At 61.0% G+C, this 24,901-nt stretch carries 17 protein-coding genes; 6 read left to right on the forward strand and 11 right to left on the reverse strand.

What is annotated here, in order from left to right:
* The first annotated feature begins 1 nt into the window (after window position 1).
* Window positions 2-3,316 carry a maltose alpha-D-glucosyltransferase gene (gene treS / locus VB618_RS08410; RefSeq protein ID WP_329796167.1) on the forward strand — a complete coding sequence of 1,105 codons (3,315 nt, stop codon included), beginning with the start codon at window positions 2-4 and terminating at the stop codon, window positions 3,314-3,316.
* Entirely contained in the window at window positions 3,313-5,520 is a 2,208-nt protein-coding gene (glgB, locus tag VB618_RS08415; RefSeq protein WP_329796168.1) for a 1,4-alpha-glucan branching protein GlgB, read from the forward strand. Before treS ends, glgB begins: the two co-directional genes overlap by 4 nt.
* Before the next feature lie 66 nt (window positions 5,521-5,586).
* Here the strand turns inward: glgB and VB618_RS08420 are convergent, their stop codons facing one another.
* Entirely contained in the window at window positions 5,587-5,814 is a 228-nt protein-coding gene (locus VB618_RS08420; RefSeq protein WP_329796170.1) for a hypothetical protein, read from the reverse strand.
* A gap of 218 nt (window positions 5,815-6,032) precedes the next feature.
* Here VB618_RS08420 and VB618_RS08425 point away from each other — a divergent pair, with 218 nt between their 5' ends.
* Window positions 6,033-6,389 (forward strand): DUF2934 domain-containing protein, encoded by a 357-nt coding sequence (locus VB618_RS08425; RefSeq protein ID WP_329796171.1) that lies wholly within the window; start codon window positions 6,033-6,035, stop codon window positions 6,387-6,389.
* A gap of 90 nt (window positions 6,390-6,479) precedes the next feature.
* Here the strand turns inward: VB618_RS08425 and VB618_RS08430 are convergent, their stop codons facing one another.
* The 4 genes from VB618_RS08430 to VB618_RS08445 all read right to left on the reverse strand — a co-directional run bounded on the left by VB618_RS08430 (window position 6,480) and on the right by VB618_RS08445 (window position 13,198).
* Window positions 6,480-8,537, reverse strand: a complete 2,058-nt coding sequence (locus VB618_RS08430) for a hypothetical protein (protein ID WP_329796172.1) — start codon at window positions 8,535-8,537, stop codon at window positions 6,480-6,482.
* A gap of 38 nt (window positions 8,538-8,575) precedes the next feature.
* Entirely contained in the window at window positions 8,576-9,775 is a 1,200-nt protein-coding gene (locus VB618_RS08435) for a phosphatase PAP2 family protein (protein WP_329796173.1), read from the reverse strand.
* A 33-nt stretch (window positions 9,776-9,808) separates the two neighbouring features.
* Window positions 9,809-11,596 carry an adenylate/guanylate cyclase domain-containing protein gene (locus VB618_RS08440; RefSeq protein WP_329796174.1) on the reverse strand — a complete coding sequence of 596 codons (1,788 nt, stop codon included), beginning with the start codon at window positions 11,594-11,596 and terminating at the stop codon, window positions 9,809-9,811.
* A gap of 267 nt (window positions 11,597-11,863) precedes the next feature.
* Window positions 11,864-13,198 carry an alpha/beta hydrolase family protein gene (locus VB618_RS08445; RefSeq protein WP_329796175.1) on the reverse strand — a complete coding sequence of 445 codons (1,335 nt, stop codon included), beginning with the start codon at window positions 13,196-13,198 and terminating at the stop codon, window positions 11,864-11,866.
* 235 nt (window positions 13,199-13,433) lie between these two features.
* On the opposite strand from VB618_RS08445, the gene VB618_RS08450 reads away from it, so the two are divergent.
* Complete coding sequence (locus VB618_RS08450) at window positions 13,434-14,516, forward strand: D-TA family PLP-dependent enzyme (RefSeq protein WP_329796176.1); 1,083 nt, start codon at window positions 13,434-13,436, stop codon at window positions 14,514-14,516.
* 46 nt (window positions 14,517-14,562) lie between these two features.
* Here VB618_RS08450 and VB618_RS08455 read toward each other — a convergent pair whose 3' ends face one another.
* From VB618_RS08455 to VB618_RS08480, 6 genes are read right to left on the reverse strand one after another with little or no spacing between them, the layout of a single operon-like run.
* Window positions 14,563-15,462 (reverse strand): carbohydrate kinase family protein, encoded by a 900-nt coding sequence (locus tag VB618_RS08455; RefSeq protein ID WP_329796177.1) that lies wholly within the window; start codon window positions 15,460-15,462, stop codon window positions 14,563-14,565.
* Complete coding sequence (locus VB618_RS08460) at window positions 15,459-16,526, reverse strand: ABC transporter ATP-binding protein (protein ID WP_329796178.1); 1,068 nt, start codon at window positions 16,524-16,526, stop codon at window positions 15,459-15,461. The genes VB618_RS08455 and VB618_RS08460 overlap by 4 nt, the downstream gene beginning before the upstream one ends.
* A complete protein-coding gene (gene argH, locus VB618_RS08465) occupies window positions 16,526-18,034 on the reverse strand; it encodes an argininosuccinate lyase (protein ID WP_329796179.1) in 1,509 nt (502 codons plus the stop codon). Before argH ends, VB618_RS08460 begins: the two co-directional genes overlap by 1 nt.
* Window positions 18,035-18,039: 5 nt before the next feature.
* A complete protein-coding gene (locus tag VB618_RS08470) occupies window positions 18,040-18,891 on the reverse strand; it encodes a carbohydrate ABC transporter permease (RefSeq protein WP_329796180.1) in 852 nt (283 codons plus the stop codon).
* The gene (locus VB618_RS08475) at window positions 18,891-19,817 is read right to left on the reverse strand and encodes a carbohydrate ABC transporter permease (RefSeq protein ID WP_329796181.1); all 927 of its coding nucleotides are present in this window, start codon (window positions 19,815-19,817) and stop codon (window positions 18,891-18,893) included. Before VB618_RS08475 ends, VB618_RS08470 begins: the two co-directional genes overlap by 1 nt.
* Window positions 19,818-19,842: 25 nt before the next feature.
* Window positions 19,843-21,108: an extracellular solute-binding protein gene (locus tag VB618_RS08480; protein ID WP_442931716.1), complete on the reverse strand. Its 1,266-nt coding sequence runs from the start codon at window positions 21,106-21,108 to the stop codon at window positions 19,843-19,845.
* A 154-nt stretch (window positions 21,109-21,262) separates the two neighbouring features.
* Between VB618_RS08480 and VB618_RS08485 the strand changes: the two genes are divergently transcribed.
* Window positions 21,263-22,516, forward strand: a complete 1,254-nt coding sequence (locus VB618_RS08485) for an ROK family transcriptional regulator (protein WP_329796184.1) — start codon at window positions 21,263-21,265, stop codon at window positions 22,514-22,516.
* Window positions 22,506-24,899 carry a PIG-L family deacetylase gene (locus VB618_RS08490; protein ID WP_329796185.1) on the forward strand — a complete coding sequence of 798 codons (2,394 nt, stop codon included), beginning with the start codon at window positions 22,506-22,508 and terminating at the stop codon, window positions 24,897-24,899. Before VB618_RS08485 ends, VB618_RS08490 begins: the two co-directional genes overlap by 11 nt.
* The last annotated feature ends 2 nt before the right edge of the window (window positions 24,900-24,901 follow it).

The raw sequence follows: 24,901 nt of genomic DNA on the forward strand, positions 1-24,901 counted from the left end.
AATGCTCAAGAAGAACGACACGTCCCTCAAGAGCGATACCTCCCTTGGAACCGATCCGCTCTGGTACAAGGATGCGATCATTTACCAGCTGCATGTGAAGTCGTTCTTCGATGCCAACAATGACGGCATCGGCGACTTCGCAGGGCTTCTCGCCAAGCTGGACTACATCGCTTCGCTTGGCGTCAATACGATTTGGCTGCTGCCCTTTTACCCATCGCCGCGGCTCGATGACGGCTATGATATCGCCGAGTATCGCGATGTCAGCCCTGACTACGGCAGCCTGAAGGAGTTCAAGGCCTTCGTCCGCGAAGCCCATGCCCGGGGGTTGCGCGTCATCACCGAACTGGTGATCAACCACACTTCGGACCAGCATCCCTGGTTCCAGCGCGCCCGTCAGGCAAAGCCCGGCTCGCGCGAACGCGACTTCTATGTCTGGTCTGACACGGACCAGAAGTACCCGGAGACCCGGATCATCTTCCTCGATACGGAGAAATCGAACTGGACATGGGATCAGGCGGCAGGGGCCTATTTCTGGCACCGCTTCTATTCGCATCAGCCGGATCTCAATTTCGACAATCCGCGTGTTCTCAAGGAAGTTCTGAGTGTCATGCGGTTCTGGCTCGACATGGGCATCGACGGGCTGCGCCTTGATGCCATTCCCTATCTCGTGGAGCGGGAGGGCACCAACAACGAGAACCTTCCGGAGACCCACGTGGTTCTCAAGAAGATCCGCGCTGCGCTCGATGCCGCTTATCCAGACCGGCTTCTGCTGGCGGAAGCCAATCAGTGGCCGGAGGATACGCAGGAGTATTTCGGCGATGGCGACGAATGCCATATGGCATTCCATTTCCCGCTAATGCCGCGCATGTACATGGCCATCGCAAAGGAAGACCGCTTTCCCATCACGGATATTCTGCGTCAGACGCCGGAAATTCCTGAAAATTGTCAATGGGCGATCTTCCTGCGGAACCATGACGAGCTGACTCTCGAGATGGTGACCGACGAGGAGCGCGACTACCTCTGGAACACCTATGCGGCTGACAGGCGTGCCCGCATTAATCTCGGCATCCGTCGCAGGCTGGCGCCCCTCATGCAGCGTGACCGTCGGCGCATCGAGCTGATGAATGCGCTCCTCCTGTCCATGCCCGGAACACCCGTCGTCTATTATGGTGACGAGATCGGCATGGGCGACAACATCTATCTCGGAGATCGAGACGGCGTTCGCACGCCCATGCAATGGTCGCCCGACCGCAACGGCGGATTTTCCAGGGCGGATCCTGCGAGCCTCGTGCTCCCGGCGATCATGGATCCGGTCTATGGTTTCGAGTCCGTCAACGTTGAGGCGCAGAGTCGCGACCAGCATTCGCTACTGAACTGGATGCGACGCATGCTGATGCTCCGCCGCAATCATCACGCTTTTGGCCGGGGCACGTTCAGGCTTCTGTATCCGGCCAACCGCAAGGTCCTGGCATACCTGCGCGAGCATGAGGGTGAGACGATCCTGTGCGTCGCGAACCTGTCGCGCACCCCGCAGGCCGTCGAGCTCGATCTGTCGGCCTTTGCCGGCCGGGTCCCGGTCGAGATGACCGGCCCATCGCCCTTCCCGCCGATTGGTCAATTGACCTACCTGCTGACTCTTCCGCCTTACGGCTTCTATTGGTTCCAGCTCACGACGGAAGTCGAGAGCCCGCAATGGAGGACGGCACCTCCGGAGCAGCTGACGGAGTTCGAAACCCTGGTTCTGCGAAGCGGCCTGCAGGGAGGTCTGGATGAGCGGCACAAGCAGCTGATCACACAGGATATCCTGCCCAGCTATCTGCCGATACGGCGCTGGTTTGCCTCCAAGAACGAGACCCTGCACGAGGCGCGCATCCCGTGGACGGTGCCGATGCCGTTCGCCGAGGATGTCCTGATGGCCGAGATCGAGGCGAGTGTCGGCAAGCGCACGGAGCGCTACTTCATGCCTCTCGGCATTGCATGGGAAAGCGCCGGCGGGTTGCCCCTGCCACAGCAGCTTGCCCTAGCCCGAGTCCGCAGAGGACCCCGAGTGGGCTTCCTGACCGATGGCTTTGCGGTTGACCGATGGGCGCACGCGGTCTTGCAGGCCCTGTGCGAGAGGTCCACGGTGCAGACGCCGGACGGGGAGATCCGGTTCGAAGGCACTCCCGAACTCGACTGCATGCAGGTCACGCAGGATGCTCCGATCCGCTGGCTCTCGGCCGAGCAATCGAACAGTTCTCTGATCATCGGCGATTTCGCCATGATCAAGCTCGTGCGCCGCGTGTTTGGCGGCACCCACCCGGAAGCGGAGATGACGCAATACCTGACGAAGGTCGGGTATCAGAATTCTGCCCCGCTCCTCGGAGAGGTCCTGCGAGTGTCCGGGAATGGAACACCTCACACTCTCGCCATCGTTCAAGGCGCCATCCGCAACCAGGGCGATGCCTGGAACTGGATGCTTGAGAACCTGAAGCGCACCCTCGACGAGTATGAGTTGATCGAGAACGAAGCGGTTCCGGAGGAGGGGATCTTCACCACCCTCGAGAATTTCGCCGAAGTCGTGGGACAGCGCCTCGGCGAATTGCATGTGGCTCTGGCCGCACAGACGGATGATCAGGCCTTTGCGCCGATCGAGGCCGGCGCTGGTGAAATCGAAGGCTGGAAAACGAGGGCTCAGGAGCAACTCGTGTCCGCTCTCGATATCCTGAATGCGGCCCGAGGCGATCTGGATCCCGAGACCGGTGCGCTCGCCGATAGCATCCTTGAGCGGCGCGACGAGCTGATCGCGGCGGTCGACCGGCTTGCGGAGTCAGGCCGCGGGACGCTGCTGACGCGGATCCATGGCGACTTCCACTTCGGCCAGGTTCTTGTCGCGCAGGGTGATGCCTACATCATCGATTTCGAAGGCGAGCCCGTGCGCGAGCTGGAGGAAAGGCGCGGAAAGACAAGCCCGCTCCGGGACGTGGCCGGATTGCTGCGCTCTCTGGACTACGTGGCCGTCACCGCATCGATACCTGAGGAGGATATCTCGTCTCCACAGTTTCGCGACATCCGGGGATCGCTGCTCAAGAACTTCTACGCGGGAGCCCAGAAGGCTTTCCTGGATGCCTACTGGGATGCTACTGCTCAGGCCCCACAGCTTGGGCTCTCACCTGACAGGCATCGTTCACTTCTTGATCTGTTCCTGCTGGAGAAGGCCACCTACGAGGTCCAGTATGAGGCCTCCAATCGCCCGAAATGGTTGGCGATCCCGCTCCAGGGTTTGTCCGACATTGTGCATCGCCTTGCAGAAGCGGGCCGCGGAGGACATGAATGACGCCCGGACGTGACGATCTCCTTGCTGGCATCGAGTCAGGCAGTGTTCAGGCTCTGGTCGAGGGACGGCATGGAGATCCGTTCTCCGTTCTCGGTCAGCATCCTGCCGGTGGCGGAAGCATTGTCCGGGTGTTCATGCCGGGTGCCAAGTCCGTCGAGGTTCTGAGGCGTGGGACGGATGGTGAGTCTGACCGGCTCCATCTCGTGCATGCAGATGGGCTGTTTGCCGGGAGGATCGACCATCAGGATCCCTACACGGTGCGGGTCCACTGGCCCGACGCCATTCAGGAACTGGAGGATTCCTACAGCTTTGGTCTGCTCCTCGGTGATCTCGACTTGCATCTGATCGGGCAAGGCACTCACTACGAACTTGGCTCCGTGCTCGGGGCACAGCCCATGACCATCGACGGCGTGCGCGGCGTGCGCTTTGCCGTCTGGGCTCCTAATGCCCGACGCGTCTCCGTGGTGGGAGATTTCAACAGCTGGGATGGACGGCGCAATCCCATGCGCCTGCGTCGGGAGGCGGGGATCTGGGAACTTTTCATCCCACGCCTTGGGCCCGGCGAGCGCTACAAGTATGAGGTGGTCGGACCGCACGGACAATTGCTGCCGCAGAAAGCCGATCCCATCGCGCGTGCTGCCGAGGCTGCTCCCGGCTCGGCATCTGTGGTAGCCCGGTCGGAGCCTTTCCCGTGGACGGATTCCGAGTGGATGACTGGAAGAGCCGCGCGCCAGACGGAGACCTCGCCCATCTCGGTCTACGAGGTCCATGCCGGCTCCTGGATGCGGCTGGAGAAGGAAGGAAACCGTAGCCTCGACTGGACCGAACTGGCGGATCGCCTGATCCCTTATGTCTCGGGGCTGGGGTTCACTCACATTGAGCTATTGCCAATCACGGAATATCCGTTCGGAGGTTCCTGGGGCTATCAGCCGCTCGGCCTCTTCGCCCCCACCGGACGGTACGGGACACCGGAAGACTTCGCAGAATTCGTGAACCGCTGCCATGAGGCTGGACTGGGTGTGATCCTCGACTGGGTCCCGGCTCATTTCCCGACCGACATCTGGGGCCTTGCGCAATTCGATGGGACGGCGCTCTACGAGCACGAGGATCCCAGGGAAGGATTTCACCAGGATTGGAACACACTGATCTATAACCTCGGCCGCAACGAGGTGAAAGGCTTCCTGATCGCTAGCGCGCTATACTGGCTGGAGCACTTCCACATCGACGCGCTTCGGGTGGATGCCGTCGCATCGATGCTCTACCGCGACTACAGCCGGAAAGCGGACGAGTGGATTCCGAACAAGTATGGCGGCAGGGAGAACCTCGAGGCCATTGAGTTCTTCAAGCACCTGAACAGCATCGTCGCTCACCGGTGTCATGGGGCGATCACGATCGCGGAGGAATCCACGGCCTGGCCTGGCGTGACCCGGCCGACTGAGGAGGGCGGGCTTGGCTTTGCCTTCAAGTGGAACATGGGCTGGATGCACGACACGCTCCACTACGTGGAGCAGGATCCCGTCTACCGGAGCTACAACCATGGCGCCTTCACGTTCGGCATGGTCTACGCGTTCTCCGAGCGCTTCATCCTTCCCTTGTCTCACGATGAGGTCGTGCATGGAAAAGGATCGCTGATCCGGAAGATGCCGGGTGACGAGTGGCAGCGTTTCGCAAATCTCCGAGCCTATTTCGGATACATGTGGGCCCACCCGGGCAAGAAACTCCTCTTCATGGGAGGTGAGATCGCGCAGGAGCGGGAGTGGAACCACGATGCTTCGATCTCATGGGATCTGCTGGACCATCTGCGGCACTCTGGAATTCAGAGGCTCGTACGAGATCTCAACCGCACCTATGCTGCCGAGCAGGCTCTCCATGGAACCGACAGTGATCCTAGCGGCTTCGAGTGGGCGGTTGTGGATGATTCCGGGAATTCGGTCTTTGCCATGCTGAGGTTGGCGCAGGATGGGAGTTCGATCATCCTTGCCGTCAGCAATATGACCCCCGTTCCGAGAATGGCCTATCGCATCGGGGTGCCGAGAGCAGGGCACTGGCATGAGATTCTCAACACCGATGCGGAGATCTACGGCGGCGGCAATCTTGGGAATGGCGGCGCTCTGCAGGCCGAAGAGGTTCCATCCCACGGGCGCCCCTTTTCCTTGAACCTCGTACTTCCACCCTTGAGCACGATTCTGCTGCGGTGGAGTTAGCCGTTCCTTTGGCAGATGATCCCGAGATTCTCAGTTGGCTTCATAGGTTAAAAGTGGCTCCGCATCTCAGAAGACATCGTCTTTCTGGAAGCAGGGAACCGCCCCTTCATGTTCATGAAACGAAAACGTGCAGCGGTGTTCGAGCGCGAAATCGGCAATCCGTCTGAGAGCCTCCTGCAATTCATACGAAAGCGTGACTTCACCGAACATTTGCGCCAACACGTCCTCCGGAACTGTGAGGCTCGCTCCAGGGTCCATGTTGTCAAGCTTATGAACCAGATCCTCTTTGGTCATTCAGGCCTCCATCCTTGCCTGCCACAGTATCAAATTTCTTAGTGGGCGAACGAAAAACTCGGGTTCGTGATGTGCTTCTTTCCAAAGCCAACGATGGGACAAGAGCGCCTGTCAACGAGGCATTCTCCAGGTCTGAAAAGATGCCTCACCTCCGCGCCTGGGAGGAAACATGTTCCGACAACCTGCATTGACTTCCCGTCTGAACAAGAGGAGCCATCATGACCCAGGACAAAACCGGACCAGATGCGACGCCTCGCATCGGACTCGACCTCGGCCGTCAGATTTTCGATGAATCGAACGGAAGCCACCAGAAGGATCAGCAATCATGCGCCAGCGACGAAGCCATCCGCCAGAGAGCCTACGAAATATGGGAGAGGGAAGGCCGCGCCGGCGACCCGGAGGATCACTGGTACAGGGCGGAGCGCGAAATGAACGGAAACCAGCAGGAGCAGTCCTTTGCAACTCTGGAGAAGGCTCCCCCTGTCGCGGCTGTTGAAGCAATGGGCGCTGTGAGTGAATCGTCTGGCGGGGAAGGGACTGCGCAGAAGAAAGCCCGCCGCAAGCGCACTACCTAGAGATTAAAGCCTTGACCCTAAGCCTAGGCCAGCACAGGCCCGTCACGCGTGCTGCCGTTTGGTATTTGGCAGCGGGCGCCGATACGTGATCTATCGTTTGATCTTGACAGGGCGGACAGGCGGAAGCGGCGCCCTTCCGGCGCCGCTTCTTTCCGGTGAAGGCTCGGGAGGTAGAAGTGGGCCTTCTTTGTCATAGGCCAGCTTCCAGACGGCTCTTCTGTTTCCACGGCGTCCGGCTGCGAGTTCACCGGCAATCCATCGGGTCATCAGCGGTGCGGCGACGCTCGTGCCGTTCATGGCAATAACGGAGCCGCTGCGTGTGCCAGCTGCGAGAACACCGGATTGAGCGGTCGAGTCGTCGCTCACCGTCAGCGCGTCGGGCCCGCAGCGATGGGGTAAGGCGGCCCCAGCCGGCGTCGTGATCGGCCCGCCTGCGGAATAGGCGGGCGGGCGCAACTCCCTGCGCAGGAGGCCGCCGATCACGATTGTATCGTTGCCTGTCGCAATGGCATTGATCAATCCGGCTCGCTTGACGAGACAGGTGGGGTCATCCTCTTCGATGGGGCGGCCTGCATGGTCATAGCGTTCATAGCATGGATGATCGAAATAGGTTTGCCGCCCTCGGCGCGCGTAGCCGACAGGCGCATCGTCCCGTTGAACCCACGCCTCGATGGTCTCTTGTGGAGACAATCCTATGTTCTTCAGAGTGAGGTTCCACAACCCCGCGGGAGCAACCGGATCGGTGGGGACAGGAGAGTTCTCCGACTCGACCCGGATCGTCGGCTGCAGAGAGATCAGGAACATGCCGCGCGCTGTAGGCGCAGAGGAGAAATGGTATCGCGCCTCGCAGAGCACTTTCCCGTCGATCTCGTATTGGAGAATATAACTGTCGTTCTCCTCAAGCGGAGGGCCGACCTCGCCCTGCGGGGTCGCGATGGTCAGCTCTACCCGGTTTCCTGCGCCAGCGGCGGGCGGGAGCCAGATCTCAACAAAGCTCGGCGTGAGATCATCAGGCAGAACGCGCAGAGGCAGGGCCGTTTGGTCGCCTGCGGCCTGGAACGAGACTGTCGCGTGGGCACGCGCCAGATGGCTGTTGCCCGAGGGGATGACGACTCGCATCGGCTTGTTGCCGGGGGTCGTGTTGTGTTCGCGCAGGATCTTGTCGAAAGCCAGCTCGATCACGTGGGTGCCGTCATGAGGGCCGGCGAGAAGGCCATAGCTGAAATTGACCACGACCGGCAGGCTCTCGCCCGGTCCTGCAATCACTTGCGCCCTGTCGCGGATATACTCCAAGGCTTTGACGGCATAGGGCGCCAGGCTGGCGCCTGACGAGTCTGCTGTTGTCGCAGTCGGTAGTTGAACGCAGATGATCCGCCAGTCCGGTGCCTCATTTGGATCCCAGCCGCAGGCAAGATCCATCACATGGGCGCCGTGGGAGGCACGCCACGCCACGCTTTTGCGACCATCGAGGGTAAAGTCGGCAACCCCGGCGCGACGGTAGATATCATCCTCATCGATGAAATCTCCCTGCCGGCAGGTCGCGAGATAGTTGTCGATGTCCGCCTTGGGGATCTCGAAGCCGTTATCGAATCCGATCGGCACGTTATTGGAGGGGCCGTGCTGCACCCACACGGACTCGACACGGGTCGTACCGTCCGCTTTACGGAAGCGCTCGTGGGCAAAGGGAATGCCATCGTCGATAATGCCGATGACGACAGTGCCCGGTGTCGCAGTCTGCGATGGGGATTGGAGCGTACGAACCTCTTTATAGCCATGGGGAACCACGGACGAGGAGGGTAGGGGCGGACCGAGGGTGAAGTGCTCCAGACTCTCAAAAAAACGTCGAAATCTAATGCCTTCGAACAACCGGAGGGTTTTTGTGAGAGGCAAAAACTTGATGTCGAAAGGGTCCGCGTCACGAGGTGGCCGCTCCGGCATATCAGGGTTTTCAGCGACATCCCGCCAGAGCGCCCAGGCCTCCTCGTCCCATGGCTCCGCCTTGCGGCGCAAGAGGACCGGAACGCTCTGCTCCGCGACTGATGGCAGCCGGAAATCCTGCAAGCCTGGACCCAGGGCCCAGTAGGAATATGGATCGACGACAGATCGCGAAACGGGATCGATCTTCGGTTGAACGCGCTTCCAGGCCATGGGGCGCTCCTGCTTTCAAGAGTTGGAAGGATTTGTCCTCATTCCCATTCGGCCTTCGCCTTGTCCCAGAGCCATGTGAGCACGTAGGATTGGTACTGCGGATCGATCACCTGATCGTTGGCCGCGTATTGCACGGAGTAGCCTGTCGCGACCGGCATTGATGTGAGCGTCTCAGTCGTCACGTCATAAAGATCGTGCCAGATGAAGTCGCTGCCACCGGGATACTTATCGCCTTCGAAACGCCATGCCCTGTATCCGGCTGCGCCAGAACAGCGATTGACGAAGTACTCGCCGAGCGTCAGGCCGAGGACCGCACCGGCGGCACTGTCGACGGGAAAATGCACCCCTGCGACGGTCCGGTTGATGGCGATCCTTGTCGCGAGACGAAGAAGCTGGGTGCGCCAATCTGCGCTGTCGTACCCGGGCCTTCCGGAGGCTTTCATTAATTGCCACAGCACCAGAGCTGCCGCGAACGATTCGGTTGCGTGCCCGCTCGGAAGTGCTCCATGAGCCGGTGTGACGATCATCGGTTGGATCTGCGGCGAGTATTCGAGCGGTCGGCGACACGCGAGGCCCTGCTTCACGCGCAGGTGCACGAAGAGCGCCAGCCGGAGAACAGCTGCTAGAAGTTCCAGCGTATGGGGCGTCCGGTCCGGGTGGAGTTGAGCGATGGAGCTCAGAAAGGTGATGCCGCCGCCGATCTGCGCCAAGATCTCAGTCTGGCGATCCGGACGCAGTTCGGCATAGTGGTTCACCAAGGTGAGCTGTGCCTCGAAGACGGCATTTGTCGGACGGGCCATCAGGATGAGGGGCTTGTATACCGGCGCGGGTGCATTGCCCGCGGCAGGCGCCGGAACCTCGAGGTGCCAGACCGCCATGCGACGCGGATTCATGGTGGCATCTTCCAGCGTGAACCCGAGGCGTGAGACCGTCTCCGCGTCGATGATCGAAGCGCGGACCCAGGGCGACCAGCGATCGAGATTGTCGCGGTGTTCCAATTCCAGCTGATTGGGGATAGCCGCTGGTGCGCGCCATTGCCCGACAATCCCATCACGGCTGCGGATGAGGGCATCGCTCATGAGTGGCGAGTCGTAGACGCCACCGCCCACGCCTCCAACACCACCCACTCCTCCAACGCCGCCTACACCCCCGACGCCGCCCACCCCTCCGACGCCCCCAACACCGCCCACTCCGCCAACCCCACCGAGGGGGCCGATCCCTGCTGATAAGTAGCTCACGTTGGTCCACTCCCTCGTTGTCGAAGTTCGCCGCTATTCAGGCACTCCCGCTTGGTGCAGCACGGACGCCCATTCTTCCCCAATCTTGTATCCGGCACTCGGCGAGCGCTCCCGCCAACCGCGGATGGTGAGATGCGGCTCCAACTGCATGAGCCTTCCTACCGTGCGGCGGGCATCGTCATTCTGCCCGAGCTCCCACTGCGCGATTGCCATGGCGCGCAGGGTCGAGGTGTGAGTGCAATTGGATTTCAGTGACCGCTGCGCGAGCTTCAGGGCGCGGTCGAACTGATGAGCCGCGAGGTGAGCGGTTGCGGCAAGGGAGTCATAGAAATAGCGATGGGGATCGAGCGGCGAGAGCTTACGCGCCCTCTGTGTGCAGCTCACAGCCTGTTTTCCTTCGTCCTTGAACGCATGAAGCGTGCCCTTGAGCAGCCAGGCGAGGGAGTCGTTCGGATTGTTCAAGAGAGCGAGATCATAGCGTTCCATGGCTATGTCGAGCTTCTTCAGAAGGTTCGTATGAACGAAGCCGTCAATGGCAAGCGCAAGGGAACATTGTGGATCGGCATCAAGGGCCTGCTTCGTACAGCGCAAGGCGAGTTGCGCATCCTGTCGGGGATCGTCCGACCAGCCTTGCTGGACCCGCAGGACATGCCATTTGGCAAGCCACGCGCGGGGTATAGCCTGGCGCGGAGCCCGCTCGATAAGAGCCTCGAGAAGCCTGCGCGCCTCATTGAAATCGTAAGGAGAGAGGCGATGCATCAAGGCTACGGCGGCGAGCAGCAGCGTATAGCTTTTCAGGGTAGGCAGAGCCTGGGACTGAGCCCGCTGCAGCTCGCTGATCATGACGGCGGCATTCACATTCGCGGCGATTTCATCGATCAGGTTCCGTTTGCCGGAGATGATACCGCTCAACTGGCCCTTATATCGCGCTGCCCATGAAATCTGGCCGGACTTCGCTTCGGCGAGTTCGACTTCGACGATAACTTGCCGGCTCTGAATCCGATAAAAGCCCGAAAGCACGTAGTTTGCATTGAGGTTGGCACTGACTTGGGTCAGAGACGCTTCCCTTCCGCGGAACACGGTTGTCGACAGACGTGATATGACGTGCAGTTCAGGGGAGCGCGAGAGATCCTGAATAAGCTCCTCCGCAAGCACCTCTCCCAGGACGTGATGCTCGTCCTCAAGATCGCGCGTGGTAAAGGGGACGACAGCGAGTGTCGGAAGCAGATCTTCTAAGAATAACGCGGCCTCGATCACCGGCCGTGGTCCGGGTGGCCCGACGCGGTAAGCTCGCACGGGTTGCGGCATATGCTTGAGATAGCATTCGCCGAGATCCTCGATATCGGCATCGAGATCGGCCGTGAGCCTGTCGCGCACATTGGCCGAGATGACGATTTCGCCAGGGCCCGCAAGGGTAAGGATCCGTGCCGCCCGGCTGACGCCTCGCCCGTAGAGATCGGCCTGATCGATGATCACGTCGCTGATCTCGATGCCGATCCTGAGCATGATCTGCTGGGCTGGAGGAAGTGCCTGGTTTTGGCGATTGCGTTCCTGCTGGATTGAGAATGCAGCCGAGATCGCGGATCGGACATCGTCGAAGTCCAACAGCATCCCGTCACCCAGGCCTTTGGTGAAGTGGCCGTTGTGATCAGGAAGAATACGGCTCCGGACGTGCTCGACAAAGCCCAGCCAGCGGGAAATAAACTCCGACTCGTCCTGCTCGACAAGGCGGACGGATTCCACCACGTCGACAATCAGAACCGCTCGCTTCGCCCGTATGGCGGCAGGGAAAGGGTCTTCGGATTGCTGGCCGATCTGCATCGAAAAAAGCTCGCAACATTGTTCCTGTCCACGGAGTGGCTCAGCAGGGGTAACAAACGATGTTGGAAGTCTTTTTTGTTTTATCCTAACGCAATCGGTCCCGGTTTGACAGTCCAGGAGTGAGTACCCAACCTTCCTTCAGGAAGCGACGGAAGAGTTCTTGGATCGTTACGCCAGCATAGGGGGCGAAATCTGTCCCCCTCCGGGAAGGCCCTGCCAATGTAAAAAGGCCCGGCAGGTGCCGGGCCTTTTCATCTGAAGACATAATCAGTTGGCGGTCCGTGCAGCGCGCTCCAGGATCAGGCCTGCGGCGGTTCGGGCCGCGAAGCCTTTCCAGTAGATATGCTCGGGTTTGAGGGAGCCGTCCTTGTTGGCGGAAAAGACGCCTTCGCTCGCCCGCTCCACGGGCACGTCCATATAGCTGCCGAGTTCCTGGTCCGCCTTCACATAGCGCCCCAGGAAGGCTGTGGCGAAATGCTGCGTGATGTTGTTCATGCGGACCGTGTCCCACACCGGATCGGCATAGTGGTTGAAGGGCGTCGAGCTTCCACCCTCCGCCGTCTGCCAGCTTTCGACCGGCGCCGGGATGGGGGCCGCGGCGTTGTGATTGGCGTTCTCGAAGGTGAGCATATATCGGTCCGCGTTGACGGTGCCGGTGTAGAGCGCACGCACGCCCTTCTCATAACCTGACACATCATCCTTGCTGCCGGCGACATAAAGGATCGGCGTCGTGATCCCGGTGATCCCCTCCTGGTTCCAGAAGCCGCGCTGCATGCCCCAGGGAGCGATGGCGACGACGGCCTTGATCCGATCATCCCGCAGCTTCTTGTGGGTCTCGGACCTGGCCAGGTGCAAGGACAGCATGCCCGTCGGCACGCCTGAATCATAGGCAACTGCCTCCTTGCTGACACCAGCCCCAGCCGTAATCACCGCGCCGTATCCACCCATCGAATAGCCGATCAGGCCTGTGCGGGAGGTGTCAACCAGCCCATTCAGGAAATGCCCGCTCTCCTTCGACAACTGATCGATGGCGTTAAGCACAAAAACCTGGTCGAGGGGCCGGTTGATCAAGGTCGACCCGAACTTGCCCTGGTCGGTATAGGTAGAATCCGCATGATCGATGGCTGCCACCGCATAGCCCTTGGTCGCAAGATTTTCCGCAAGGTGGCTGAGCAGGAAGCGATTGCCCGGGTAACCGTGACTGATGATCACCAGAGGGTAGGGACTGCCGGACGCCTTCTTGGGCTGGGCATCGCGCACCGCTTTGCCGTGGAGAGTGACCTGGGTCTTGCCGTCACGCAGGAACACTCCGGGATAGGCGCCTGATTGCTTCCCATCCGTCTCCGCCGGGTACCAGACTTCCAGGGTGAGCTTGCGGTCATAGCGTGGGGGCTCCTGACCGGCGGCTGCCTTCAAGACGTCGATCTGATTTTTGTTGACCACCTCAATCGTGCGGACGCCGATCCCGTGTTCGCCATGCTTGGCGAGGACTGGCGCATCAGGGCGGATCAGGTCAATGCGATTGTAATGGGTCATGTCCTGTGCGGATGAGGGAGAGAGGGCGGTAAACAGGATCAGGGTTGCCAAAACTGCACTTCTCACGAGGCTTCCTCCAGATGTTTAGATGTTTGGTGAAGAACGGACACGAAGGTCTCTTCCGGAACTTTATTGGTCTTGGATATCGCCACATATAGCGGTGTCCTGCCCGGAATTAAGAGAGGGTTGACAACGAAAGCGGTGCTCGAGGGCGAGATACTGTCTAACTACCAGCAAGGCAGGACAGCGCCGCCGCGATTGTCTATTGTCTCTCCGAGCGTCTAGGGATGGATTGGTAAGGATGAGCATTGAGGATCTTAAGGCCAAGGTCGCGCGTGAGTTCGGGACACCTGCCGTAGTTGTCGACCTGGATGTGGTCGAGCGCAACATCGCCAGGCTGCAGGGGCTGTGCGATGCAGCCGGCGTGGCCAACCGGCCACACATCAAGACGCACAAGAGTCCCGTCATCGCATCCATGCAGCGGGACGCCGGCGCTCGTGGCCTCACCTGCCAGAAGATCGGCGAAGCGGAGGTCATGGCCGAGGCGGGGCATGACGACATCCTGATCGCCTACAATATCCTGGGCGAGGAAAAGCTCGGCCGGCTTGGCAGGCTTCTATCCCAAACGAAGGTGACTGTCGCAGCGGATAACCCCACCGTGGTGGCGGGCTTGCCGGAGGCAGCCGTGATAGCCGGGCGGGACTTAAGAGTCGTGGTGGAGTGCGACACCGGCCGTAAGCGGGCAGGGGTCGAGACGGTTGCGGAGGCCGTGGCCCTGGCGAAGGACATCGCATCGCGCCCGGGACTTTCGTTCGCCGGGTTCATGCTGTACCCGCCGGAAAATGCCATGAACGAGACACAGGCCTTTCTGGATGCAGCTGTGGCCGGTGTCCGTAGCCTGGGGCTTGAGCCGGAGATCGTGTCATCCGGCGGGACACCCAACCTCCTGAACCTGGGCAAGATCAAAGGTGTGACCGAGCACCGGGCAGGGACATCGGTGTTCAACGATCGGATGATGCTGGCAGCAGGCGTCGCGCAACTGCAGGATTGTGCGCTGACCGTCTATGCCACCGTGGTGAGCCGGGCAGCGCCGGAGCGGGGCATTCTCGACTCCGGATCGAAAACCCTGACGAGCGACACCGGTGGGCTGCAGGGACACGGCCTCATCCTCGAGCACCCGCAGGCCAAGATCGCCCGCTTTGCGGAAGAACACGGCTTCCTGGATTTGTCAGGCTGCAATGATCGCCCGAATGTTGGCGACATCGTTCGTATCGTTCCCAATCACGTGTGTGTCGTGGTCAACATGGTCGATCGCCTTGTTGAAGTGCGCGGTCATGAGATCATCGGCGAGTTGCCGGTTGCAGCCAGAGGGCGTCTGACATGACGGGGGCCACGAGCAGGGTGACGTTCGCACGCCGACAAGGTGAAACCTAACGAGCCGCACCTGTTGGAGCGCCACCGACGGCCTGAACGGAGCGGGCTCCCGATTCAATTCCAGCGGCGAGAGTTTCGCGAAGGTCGCCGCCACTGAGCCAGGCATGGAGAAAGCCGGCATTGAAGGCGTCGCCGGCACCGGTGGTATCAACGACCTCGACGGGAAGCGCTGCAGCACAGACTGAGCCCGAACTGTCGGCTACGAGGGCACCTTCCTCCCCGCATTTCAGCACGACCAGGGGAAAGCTCTCCCGAAGCCGCCTGAGAATAACCTCAGGCTCGTTCTCGCCGGTCAGGGCACGCCCCTCCTCAAGGTTCGGTAGGAAGACGTCGATCCCTTTGCATGTCTCAAAGAACCCGGCATCCTGGCGGATCAGCTGATCGTCCCAACTCGGGTCGAGGGAGATCGTCAGCCCGCAATCCCGAGCCATGGAGATGACCCCAGGCATGTCATTGAGCGTCGCAAATTCCGCGATGTGCAGATGGCTCACGTCCGGAGCCGTGAGCGCCCGCTCCAGGCTGACTGGCCTGGAGCCGCCGGCACGGCGAGAGATGAAGGCTCTCTCGCTCCCACGGACCATTGCCACGGTGGGCTGGGGGCCGGCATCATCGGTTCGCTCCACGAACGAAAGGTCAATTGCGCTGGCGCCAAGTTCCTCTTCCAGAGCGCGCGACAGGGGATCCAATCCTAAGCGAGAGAGAAGGGCTGCCGGCCGTCCGAGCGCAGCAAGATGGGCGGCTGTGATGTATGCTCCGCCGCCGGCCGCAATCGTCACATTCTTGGCGAACCTTTCCCTGCCCAGCGCCGGCATCTCGCTCAAGCCTGTGAAGATGATGTCGCAGTAGGTTCTGCCAAGACACAGGACCTTGCTTCTCCTGGTGGATGCCGCGCTCATCGGGCTGCCAGGGCCTTTTCGGTAGCCTTGTCGAAATAGTACAGCCGGTCGACCGGTGCATGCAGGGTCAGATTCTCGCCGACTTTGGGGATCAATCGGCCCGGCGCCGAGCCGATGATGGTTTGCCCGTCGTTCTCGATGTGTACAAGGGTCTCGGATCCGAGGGTCTCAACGACCACCACTGGGCCCGACAGGGTCAGGCCCGTTGCGTTGCTTCCGGTCGGCATGAGATCCTGCGGGCGAACGCCGACGAGGATCTCAGGCGTCGTCGTAGCTACTGTTGCCGGCAGGCTTCCTCCAGCCGACAGTTCAATCCGGCCGTTCCTAAGAGCGCCTGGGAGAAGGTTCATGGTCGGGCTGCCGATGAACCGCGCCGTGAACACATCGACCGGGTTCTCGTATAGCTCAAGCGGCGTGCCGACCTGCAGGATCCGGCCTTCCCGCATGACGACGATCCGGTCCGCCATGGTCATGGCTTCTACCTGATCGTGGGTCACGAAGACGGAGGTTGTGCCGAGCCTGTGATGAAGGCGTTTGATCTCGATGCGCATCTGGGTACGAAGCTGTGCATCGAGGTTGGAAAGCGGCTCGTCGAAGAGAAAGGCCGATGGGTCTCGAACCATGGCGCGTCCGATGGCAACGCGCTGGCGCTGCCCGCCCGACAGAGCTGAGGGGCGGCGCTCCAGCAGGTGGGTTAGCCCCAAGGTCTCGGCAACCTGCTCGACGCGGGCTCGCTTTTCGCTCTTCGAGAGGTTGGAGCGGTAGAGACCGAAGGCGATGTTGTCGGCAACCGTCACATGCGGATAGATCGCGTAGTTCTGGAACACCATGGCGATGTTCCGCTCCTTGGGCTGAAGATCGTTCACCACGCGCCCGTCGATGCGGATCTGGCCACCGCTGATTTCCTCAAGACCTGCAATCATCCTCAGCGTCGTGGACTTGCCGCAGCCAGAGGGTCCGACCAGCACCACGAACTCACCGTCTTGGATCGCAAGATCGATTCCGTGAACCACGGTGGTGCGCCCGTAGGCCTTGACCAAGCGATCGATTTCAATGGTCGCCATCAGCGAGCTCCAAGAAGGGCGGTGAAGCGGGAATGGAGATCTTCGGCTGACGCGGCTTCCCGTGCCTTGGTTGCCGTCATCCGAGTCCTGAAGTCTGAGATTTCCTGGCGATAGCCGGCAAGCGCCCGGGTCAGGGCTCCCGGAGCCGGGCCGCCGAAGCGATCACGGACAGCAACGAAGTTCTCAGGAGAAACGATTTCGGCGAAGCTCTCCCGTCCAACGGAAGATTCGCGGCCTACGCAATGCTTGAACGCCTTCTGGAACGCCTCGTAGCCGTCTGCCCCGATATCGCCACCGATGCCGACAACAGAGCGGGACACTTCGGCCGCGATCTCGTGGGCCTCCCGGAAAGACAAGCCTTCCAGGCGCACGAGGCTGTCAGCGAGTTCCGTGACCGTGATGCAGCTGCGGCGGATGTTCTGGCGAACCCTGTCCGGGTTAATATGCAGGGCCGGGATGAGGGCTGTCAGCAGGTCGAGGACACGTCCGCCGCTCTCGAAGGCGCCGTATCCGAAGCCTTGGCTCTCCCCCTCGCTGTCGTTCATGTCCGTAAAGGGTGTGTTGTGCATAATCGTGAGCATAGCCTGCGCCCGGCCGACCGTCTGAGATGCCAGGTGACGCATGTGCTCGATGGGAACAGGATTGCGCTTCTGCGGCATGATCGAACTGATCTGCACGAAGGCGTTGGGCACGTAGACCTGACCGACCTCGAAGCTCGTCCAGAACTGCAGGTCCTGGATGAACCGGCCAAGATGCAGGAAGACGAGTTCGATCGCCGAATAGGTCGAGGTAATGTAGTCGACGGAGGCGATGCACCCGTAGGAGTTCTGCAGCGGACGATTGAAACCGAGGAGGTGCGCCATCAGATCCCTGTCGATGGGAAAGCCGCTGGTCGTGATGGCAGCGGCACCCATGGGGCTGCGGTCCACGATGTCGCGCGCCGCTTCCAGACGGGCGATGTCCCGCAGCAGGGTTTCCAGTACGGCGGAGAGGTAATGGCCGAAGACGGTCGGTTGCGCCGGCTGACCGTGAGTGTAGGCAACGATGAGGGTTTTGCTTTTCCGCTCGGCGACGGAGGCCAAGGTTTCGGCGAGCTGCACCAGGCGCTCGAGCAGTTGATCGATCCGGTGCCTGAGACCTAGCTTGAACAGGGTGTGGTCGATATCGTTGCGCGAGCGCGCCGTATGCAGGCGGCCGGCAAGATCCGGGCCCAGGCGGGCGCGAAGCTGCTTCTCGATGAAAAAGAAGAAATCCTCAACCTCGCCGGTATAAGTCAGGCTGCCGACATCAACCTCCCTGTCGATGGCGTCCAGAGCTTGGGCGATAGGACGAGCCTGCTCGATGGTCAGAATGCCTGTCTCATGAAGCATGACGAGGTGAGCCCGGTCGATCAGGCGGAATCCTTCGACATGATGATCCCTCGCGCCATCAAAGAGCGGACGAAGAACAGTTTCCTTGTAGACCGGATCCGGAAAGACGGAGGTGTCGTTGAAGGTGCCTGCAGTCATCGGCTTTAGCCTTTAAGCCCGGCGAGCATCACGCCCCGGACGATGTAGCGCTGGAGGAACAGGAAAATGATCAGGGTGGGAAGCGTCGCGATGCTCGCTCCCGTCATGATCTTTTCCCACTGGATCGACTGCTCCACCGCGAAGCTGGAGAGACCGACGGGCAGGGTGTAGAGCTCAGCGCTGGTGGTCACGATAAGCGGCCAGAAGAAGGCCGTCCAATTCCCAAGAAACGTGAAGATCGCAAGAGCCGAGAGGGCAGGGGTCACCAGCGGCATGGCGATCTTCCACCAGATGGTGAACTCGTTCAGGCCATCGATGCGCGCAGCCTCTAGGAAGTCGTCCGGCACGCTCTCGAAGAACTGCTTCATCAGGAAGGTGCCGAAGGCCGTCATCATGCCCGGGAACATGATGCCCCAGTAGCTGTCGATCCAACCGAACTGGCTTGCCATCAGGTACCAGGGCAGAACCAGCATCTCGGTCGGGATCATCAGGGTGGACAGGATCGCGATGAACACGATGTATCGACCCCGGAAGCGGAACTTCGCCAGGGTGTAGCCGACGAGGCTGTCGAAGAACACGTTCGAGAGGGTGACGATGATGGCCACGATCATCGAGTTGATCAACCAGCGCGTGAAACGCCCGTCGCTCAGGATCTCGATATAGTTGTCGAGCGTCGGCGCTGCGGGGATTACGCGCAGGTCGTAGACCTGGGAGGCATCCTTGAGGGACGTGGAGAGCATGAAAAGCAGGGGCGTCACCATGATGACGCCGCCGATGAACAGAAGCGTCCAGGCAATGATCCTGCCCGGCCTGACCCGCTCCATGGGAAGAGCCTGAGAGGAAACAGCGTCTTTCATCAGCGGTCTCTCATGAGGCGCAGTTGGACAAGGGAGATCACGAGCAGGATCAGGAACAGCACGACGGTCTGGGCTGCCGCGTATCCCATCTCGTAGGAGCTGAAGGCGGTCTGATAGATCATCAGCACGAGCGGCTTGGTCGCATTCAGCGGACCGCCGGGATCGTTCGTGTTGATGTTGTAGACCTGATCGAAGATGCGCAGAAAGCCGATCGAGGAGAACACGACCAGAAAGACCAGGGTCGGCTTGAGCAGCGGTATCGTGATCTTGCGCAGGATCGCGCCTTCCGACAAACCGTCGATCCGGGCTGCTTCGTAGTAAGTGACCGGAATTGCCCTGATTCCTGCGAGAAAGATGATGATTTGGAAGCCGAGCCCCGCCCAGACGGCCGGCGCCAGCACGGCCGGCAGCGCCTGGGATGTCGAGCGAAGGAAGGGCTGTTGCGGGATGCCGAAGCTCGAGAGGACGTCGTTGATCACGCCGATGGGCACGGGCTGGTAGAACCAGCGCCAGACCCATGCCATCGCGGCCGCTGTCGTGAGAAACGGAAGGAAATATAGCGCTCGGATGAACGAGTGCATGAAGCGCACCCGATCGAGGTAATAGGCCACGACGAAGGAGATCAGCAGGCTGATCGGCGTGCCGAGGATCAGATACAGGAAGGTGTTGCGAAACACCTGCCAGAAGAGCGGATCCGCATAGAGTCTCTGGTAGTTCTCCAGGCCGACATAGGAAGCAGGTCGCGTGATCGTCCAGTCCGTTACGGACAGGTAGAAGGCCTGGAATGTCGGCCAGAACCGGATGACGATGTAGAAGAGGAGGGGAACCGCGAGGAAGCCCCAAGCCCATATCAGCTGTTTCTGGCCAAGGCTGATCCTCGACCAGAGGCCGCCGGAGGCGACCTCTCGATGTGCAGCAACGGACATCTGCTTCGTCCTCGCGGAGCTTCTCTTAGCGCTTGGCGCGGTCGAGGATGGCCTGCTCGGCTTCCGCCGCCTTGACGAGCGAGGTCTTGGGGTCCTCGTTGCCGATCAGAACACGGTTCGCCATGTCGATGGCAACCTGACGCTGAGCGGCCTCATCCTTGAAGAGGGTGGTGTGGGCGTATTCCAGGCCCTTCAAGAACGGTCCATAGATCGGGTGCGCAATGTTCTCAGGCGTGAGAGCCGCAGTGCGGCGCGCCGGCAGTTCGCCGACAACTTCCATCCAGACCTTCATGGCCTCGGGCGAGGAGACGTACTTCAGGAACTTCTCGGCAGCCGCAAGTTTCTCGCCGTCGGCCCTCGTGGTGATGGCGTTGGCGAAGTAGCTGGCGTAGTTGCTGCGCACGCCCTGCGCGTTGGCCGGGAGTTCCGTCACACCCCACTCGAAGGCCTTGATCGTGCCGAAGGAGCCGAGACGGAAAGTGCCGTCAATGGTCATGGCGGCAAGGCCTGCGCGGAAGGCGGCTTGTCCTTCGTCCATGAAGCCCGCTTGTCCGACCTTATGCTTTTTCTGCAGGTCCGTGTAGAAGGTCAATGCCTTCAAGCCGGCTTCACTGTTGTAGGCAACCTTGGTGTCGCTATCCGTATATGGTTCGCCACCGAACTGGCGGATCAGGACTTCGCGCCACCATTGGTGGTCCTGCCCGCCCATGTCGAGAGTCATGCCAGCAGAGATGATGTTGCCGCTGCCATCGCGCTTGGTGGTCTTCTCCGCAGCTGCGACAAGCTCGTCGATGGTCTTCGGCGGATTGTTCGGATCAAGGCCCGCATCCTTTAAGGCCTTCTTGTTGTAGAACAGCGCCAGAGAGCGCACGGCGGTCGGAAGGCCGTAATACTCGTTCCCGCGCTTCATGGCGCTCACGATCGGGAAGAAGTCGCGTTCGATGTCGGCGCTCGGGAATGCCTCCGCGCGGAGGGGGCGGATCATCTTGCCGGCGATGAAATTATCAGTCCAGCCGTAGAATAGTTGCACCACGTCGGGACCCTGACCGGCCAGGATCGCAGCGGCGACCTTCGTCTGGTAATCGGCGTAGGGGAAGGTCGTCTGCTTGACCTTGATGTCGGGATTGGCCTCCTGGAACTTGGCGATCAGCTGGTTCATCGCCTTCACGCGGGTGTCGAAGACGTACTGCCAGTATTCGATCTCGACCGCTTTGGCTCCGGAAGTGGCTAAAGTGGCGAAGCTCAGGGCGACGCTCGCAAGTAAATAACGAAAACGCATATCCCTCTCCATTATTGCTGGCGCCGAGCGCCCGCGCTTCTCTGGTCGCGGCCTTCAGAGGACCGTCCGGATGCAAGGCTCCCTTAGTGTGAATGAGCTGTCAATAAGATAATTCACTTGAGTTATTCATTGTCTCAAGCCATCGTTACTCGGTGGAGTGGTGGAGATGCCGAGGAAATCCAAAGCCAGCGCGCGATCGACGATTGGAAGCAATCCAGAGCGGAATCGCTCCCATAACCGCCGTGTGGTTCTGGACGTCGTTCGTCAGCTGGGGCCGGTCGGGCGCATGGAGATCTCGCGCCATGCCCATCTGAGCACCCAGGCCGTCTCGAACATCGTCGAGGAACTCGTCGCTGATGGGCTTCTCATCAGGACAGGTCGGCTCAGGGCCGGGCGCGGCCTGCCGCCGATCCAGTTTGCGGTCAATCCGAACGGCGGCATGACCGCAGGCATCGAGATCGCGGCCGATCACGTTTCTACACTTCTTGTCGATATGGGAGGCCGTGTCCGTGCGCAGCGCAGTGTTCCTATCCAACGGAACAATCCCGAAACGGTGCTTCCGGTTATCAAAGCTGAGATCGCGGCTGCACAGGCGCAATTGAAGCCACCCGTCCCGCAACTCCTTGGGGTCGGCGTCGTGATGCCGGGCCCTTTCAACGTCGAAGGCATGACGTCGGTCGGACCGACGACCCTGTCGGGCTGGTTCGATTTCGACGCAGTCGCGGGTATCGGGACGATGCTGCATGTGCCCATCACCCTTGAAAACGACGCCACGGCTGCGGCTGTCGGCGAGCGCCTTCACGGCGCGGCCAGGGACCTGAAGAACTTCTGTCTGATCTATTTCGGGCAGGGTCTAGGCCTGGGGATCATGATCGACGGTCGACCCTATCGTGGGGCCAATGGGAATGCGGGCGAGGTCGGACACGTGCTCGTGGAGAAAGGCGGGCGTCTCTGCTCCTGCGGCCAGCACGGCTGCCTCGAGGCCTATGCCTCCATCCAGGCCCTGACCGAGCGGCTGGCCGCGGCAGGGGTCCAGGGCGTCGATTATGCACACCTGGAGCGGCTGCACCGTGAGAAGCATCCGGTCGTTACGGCGTGGATCCAGGAGGCAGCAGATTATCTCGCGCCTCAAATCGCCATGCTTGAAAACCTCTTCGATCCGGAAGCAGTCGTGATCGGAGGGGCTCTTCCGCCGGGCTTGCTGGAGGATCTCACGCAGGCCATGCAGCCGCTCCCCCTGTCCGTGGCCCGACGCAGGAACCGGAGCGAAGCGCGCCTGATCCATGGGCGGACGGGACGACTTACTGCAGCCCTGGGCGCGGCCGCCTTGCCGCTCCTCGAGACAATGACCCCGCGCCTCGACACGGCTCATGCGGCCCGACGTGAACAATCGAACGAGGAGATCTCCCTTGCTGGATGACCACAGCCGCCTTGCCCGCGCCGTTCATCAGCCGGCACTCGTCCGCCTGCATCGTGCCCTGAGCCGGCTGCAATCGGTGCTGACCGTCATGAACACGGGGGCGCATCCTGACGACGAGATCAACGGCATGCTGGCGGCCCTGCGCTTCGCCTATGGCATGCGTGTCGTCGTTGCCTGCTCCACCCGGGGTGAGGGCGGCCAGAACGCCCTCGGTCCGGAGCGCGGGGGGGTACTGGGCGTTCTCCGGACGGCGGAAATGGAGGAAGCGGCCCGGCGCATCGATGTCGACGTTGCCTGGCTTGGTCACGGACCAGACGATCCGGTTCACGATTTCGGCTTTTCCAAGAACGGGGATGATACGCTCAGGCGATGGGGGGAGGAACGCATTGTCGAGCGCCTCGTTCGCGCCTATCGCAAGTATCAGCCTGACATCGTCATTCCGACATTTCTGGACGTGCCAGGCCAGCACGGCCATCACCGTGCGATGACGCGAGCTGCCGAAAAGGCGTTCGTCATGGCCGCCGATCCCACGGCATTTCCGGAGCATGCGAAGCTGGGCCTCCAACCCTGGCAGATTTCAAAATTCTACCTCCCGGCATGGTCGGGGGCAGGCTATGCCTATGACGACGAGGCGCCTCCGCCGCCGGAGACGCTCAGCCTTCAGGTTGCCGGGCGTGATGACGTCACGGGTTTGGCGTATCGCCAGCTCGGTGAGTGGTCACGGGCGGCCCATGCGTCGCAGGGCATGGGTGTGTGGCGCGACAATCCTGTCGATCGGTGGAGCCTTCATCTGAAGCTCCGCGCCGGCGGTCCAGCCGAGCCGGAAAGCGATATTCGCAATCATCTGCCGACGAACCTCGCCGATCTTGCTGCCACGTCGGGTTTGGCAGGTGCTGCCGCGGCAGCCCTGCGGGAGGCGCAGGAGCATATCGGGACTGCAATCGCAGCGTTCCCGAACCGCGAGCGAATTGGCCGGGAACTCGCTCAGGCGGCGCATCTGATCGAAGAGGCCAAGAAGAATAGCGATGACGAGCGGTCTGACCAGATCGTGCATCGCCTTGATCGCAAGCTGCGGGAGATCGATGCAGTTCTCTTCGAGCTGCAGGCACATGCGCGTGCAGTCTTCAAAGGCGCGTGTCATCCGGGAGCGAAGGTGGCTCTGGATGTTCACATTCACGCGTCCGGCCTCAAGGACATCACGGTGGTACCCCGGCTCCCGATCGGCATGGATGCCGTGGAGAGGCTGAGTGGGGCAGGGCATGTAGAATACGCCATCACGATTCCAAAATCGGTATCTCATACGGGAAACTATCCCGAAGCTTTCGACCCCATAGGCGGCAACGGCGAGGTCGGTGTCATCGTGTCGGCTCAGGTCGGCGAGCGAACCATCAGGGTTGATCTCGATCCTGAGGAGCCTCTCAGGATTGACCCCTCGCAATCCCTGGTGCTCGATCCAATCACAGTTATCCGCAAGATCGGAGACGATGCATCCAGCATTTGGATTAAAGCCGTGGGGGCCGAGCCCGAGGGTTGGCAGGCGCCAGACGGATGGACTGTCCGAAAGGATTGCGCCGATTGGATTATCGACCTGCCGCAGCAGGCCAGCGCCGGCGTTTCAACGCTCGTCCCGTTCGTGGATGGGAGACCGGCAAGTCAGGTGCAGACCATTGCCTATCCTCATATCCGGCCGACCTCCTTCGTTACGCCGGCGGAACTCAAGATTCTTACTCTCGATGTTGCGCTGCCGGAGAGTGCTCGGATCGGTTATATCGGTGGCGGCAGTGACAATGTGGGTGCCCACATGCGCCGCCTTGGTCTTGACGTAACGGATCTCGGCGAGGCCGAGCTGAAAGCCGGCTCCCTGTCGGAGTACACCACCATCGTGGTAGGTATTTTTGCGTTCGGACTGAGACGGGACTTGAAAGCCGCGACGACACGGCTGCACCGGTTCGTGGAAGGCGGGGGGCATCTGGTGACACTCTACCATCGTCCGACCGATGCCTGGGATCCCGATCATACGCCGCCGCGTCGGCTTGCCATCGGAACGCCGTCGCTCCGGTGGCGTGTGACGGACCCTTCGGCTCCTGTAACGGTGCTGCAGCCCGAAAGTCCGCTCTTGACTTACCCGAACCGGATCGAACCCGCAGACTGGCAGGGCTGGGACAAGGAGCGGGGGCTCTATTTCGCATCCGACTATGACCCAGCTTATGAGGAGCTGCTTTCCCTGAGCGATCCGGGTGAGAGCCCTCTCAAGGGCTCACTGGTCTCAGCCCGGATCGGGCGAGGACGCCACACCCATGTAGCTCTCGTGCTGCATCATCAGATAGACAAGCTCGTTCCCGGAGCTTTCCGGCTTCTAGCGAACCTAGTTCAGCCGGCCTAAAG

It is taken from the genome of Microvirga sp. CF3062 (assembly GCF_036314045.1).
GTDB lineage: Bacteria > Pseudomonadota > Alphaproteobacteria > Rhizobiales > Beijerinckiaceae > Microvirga.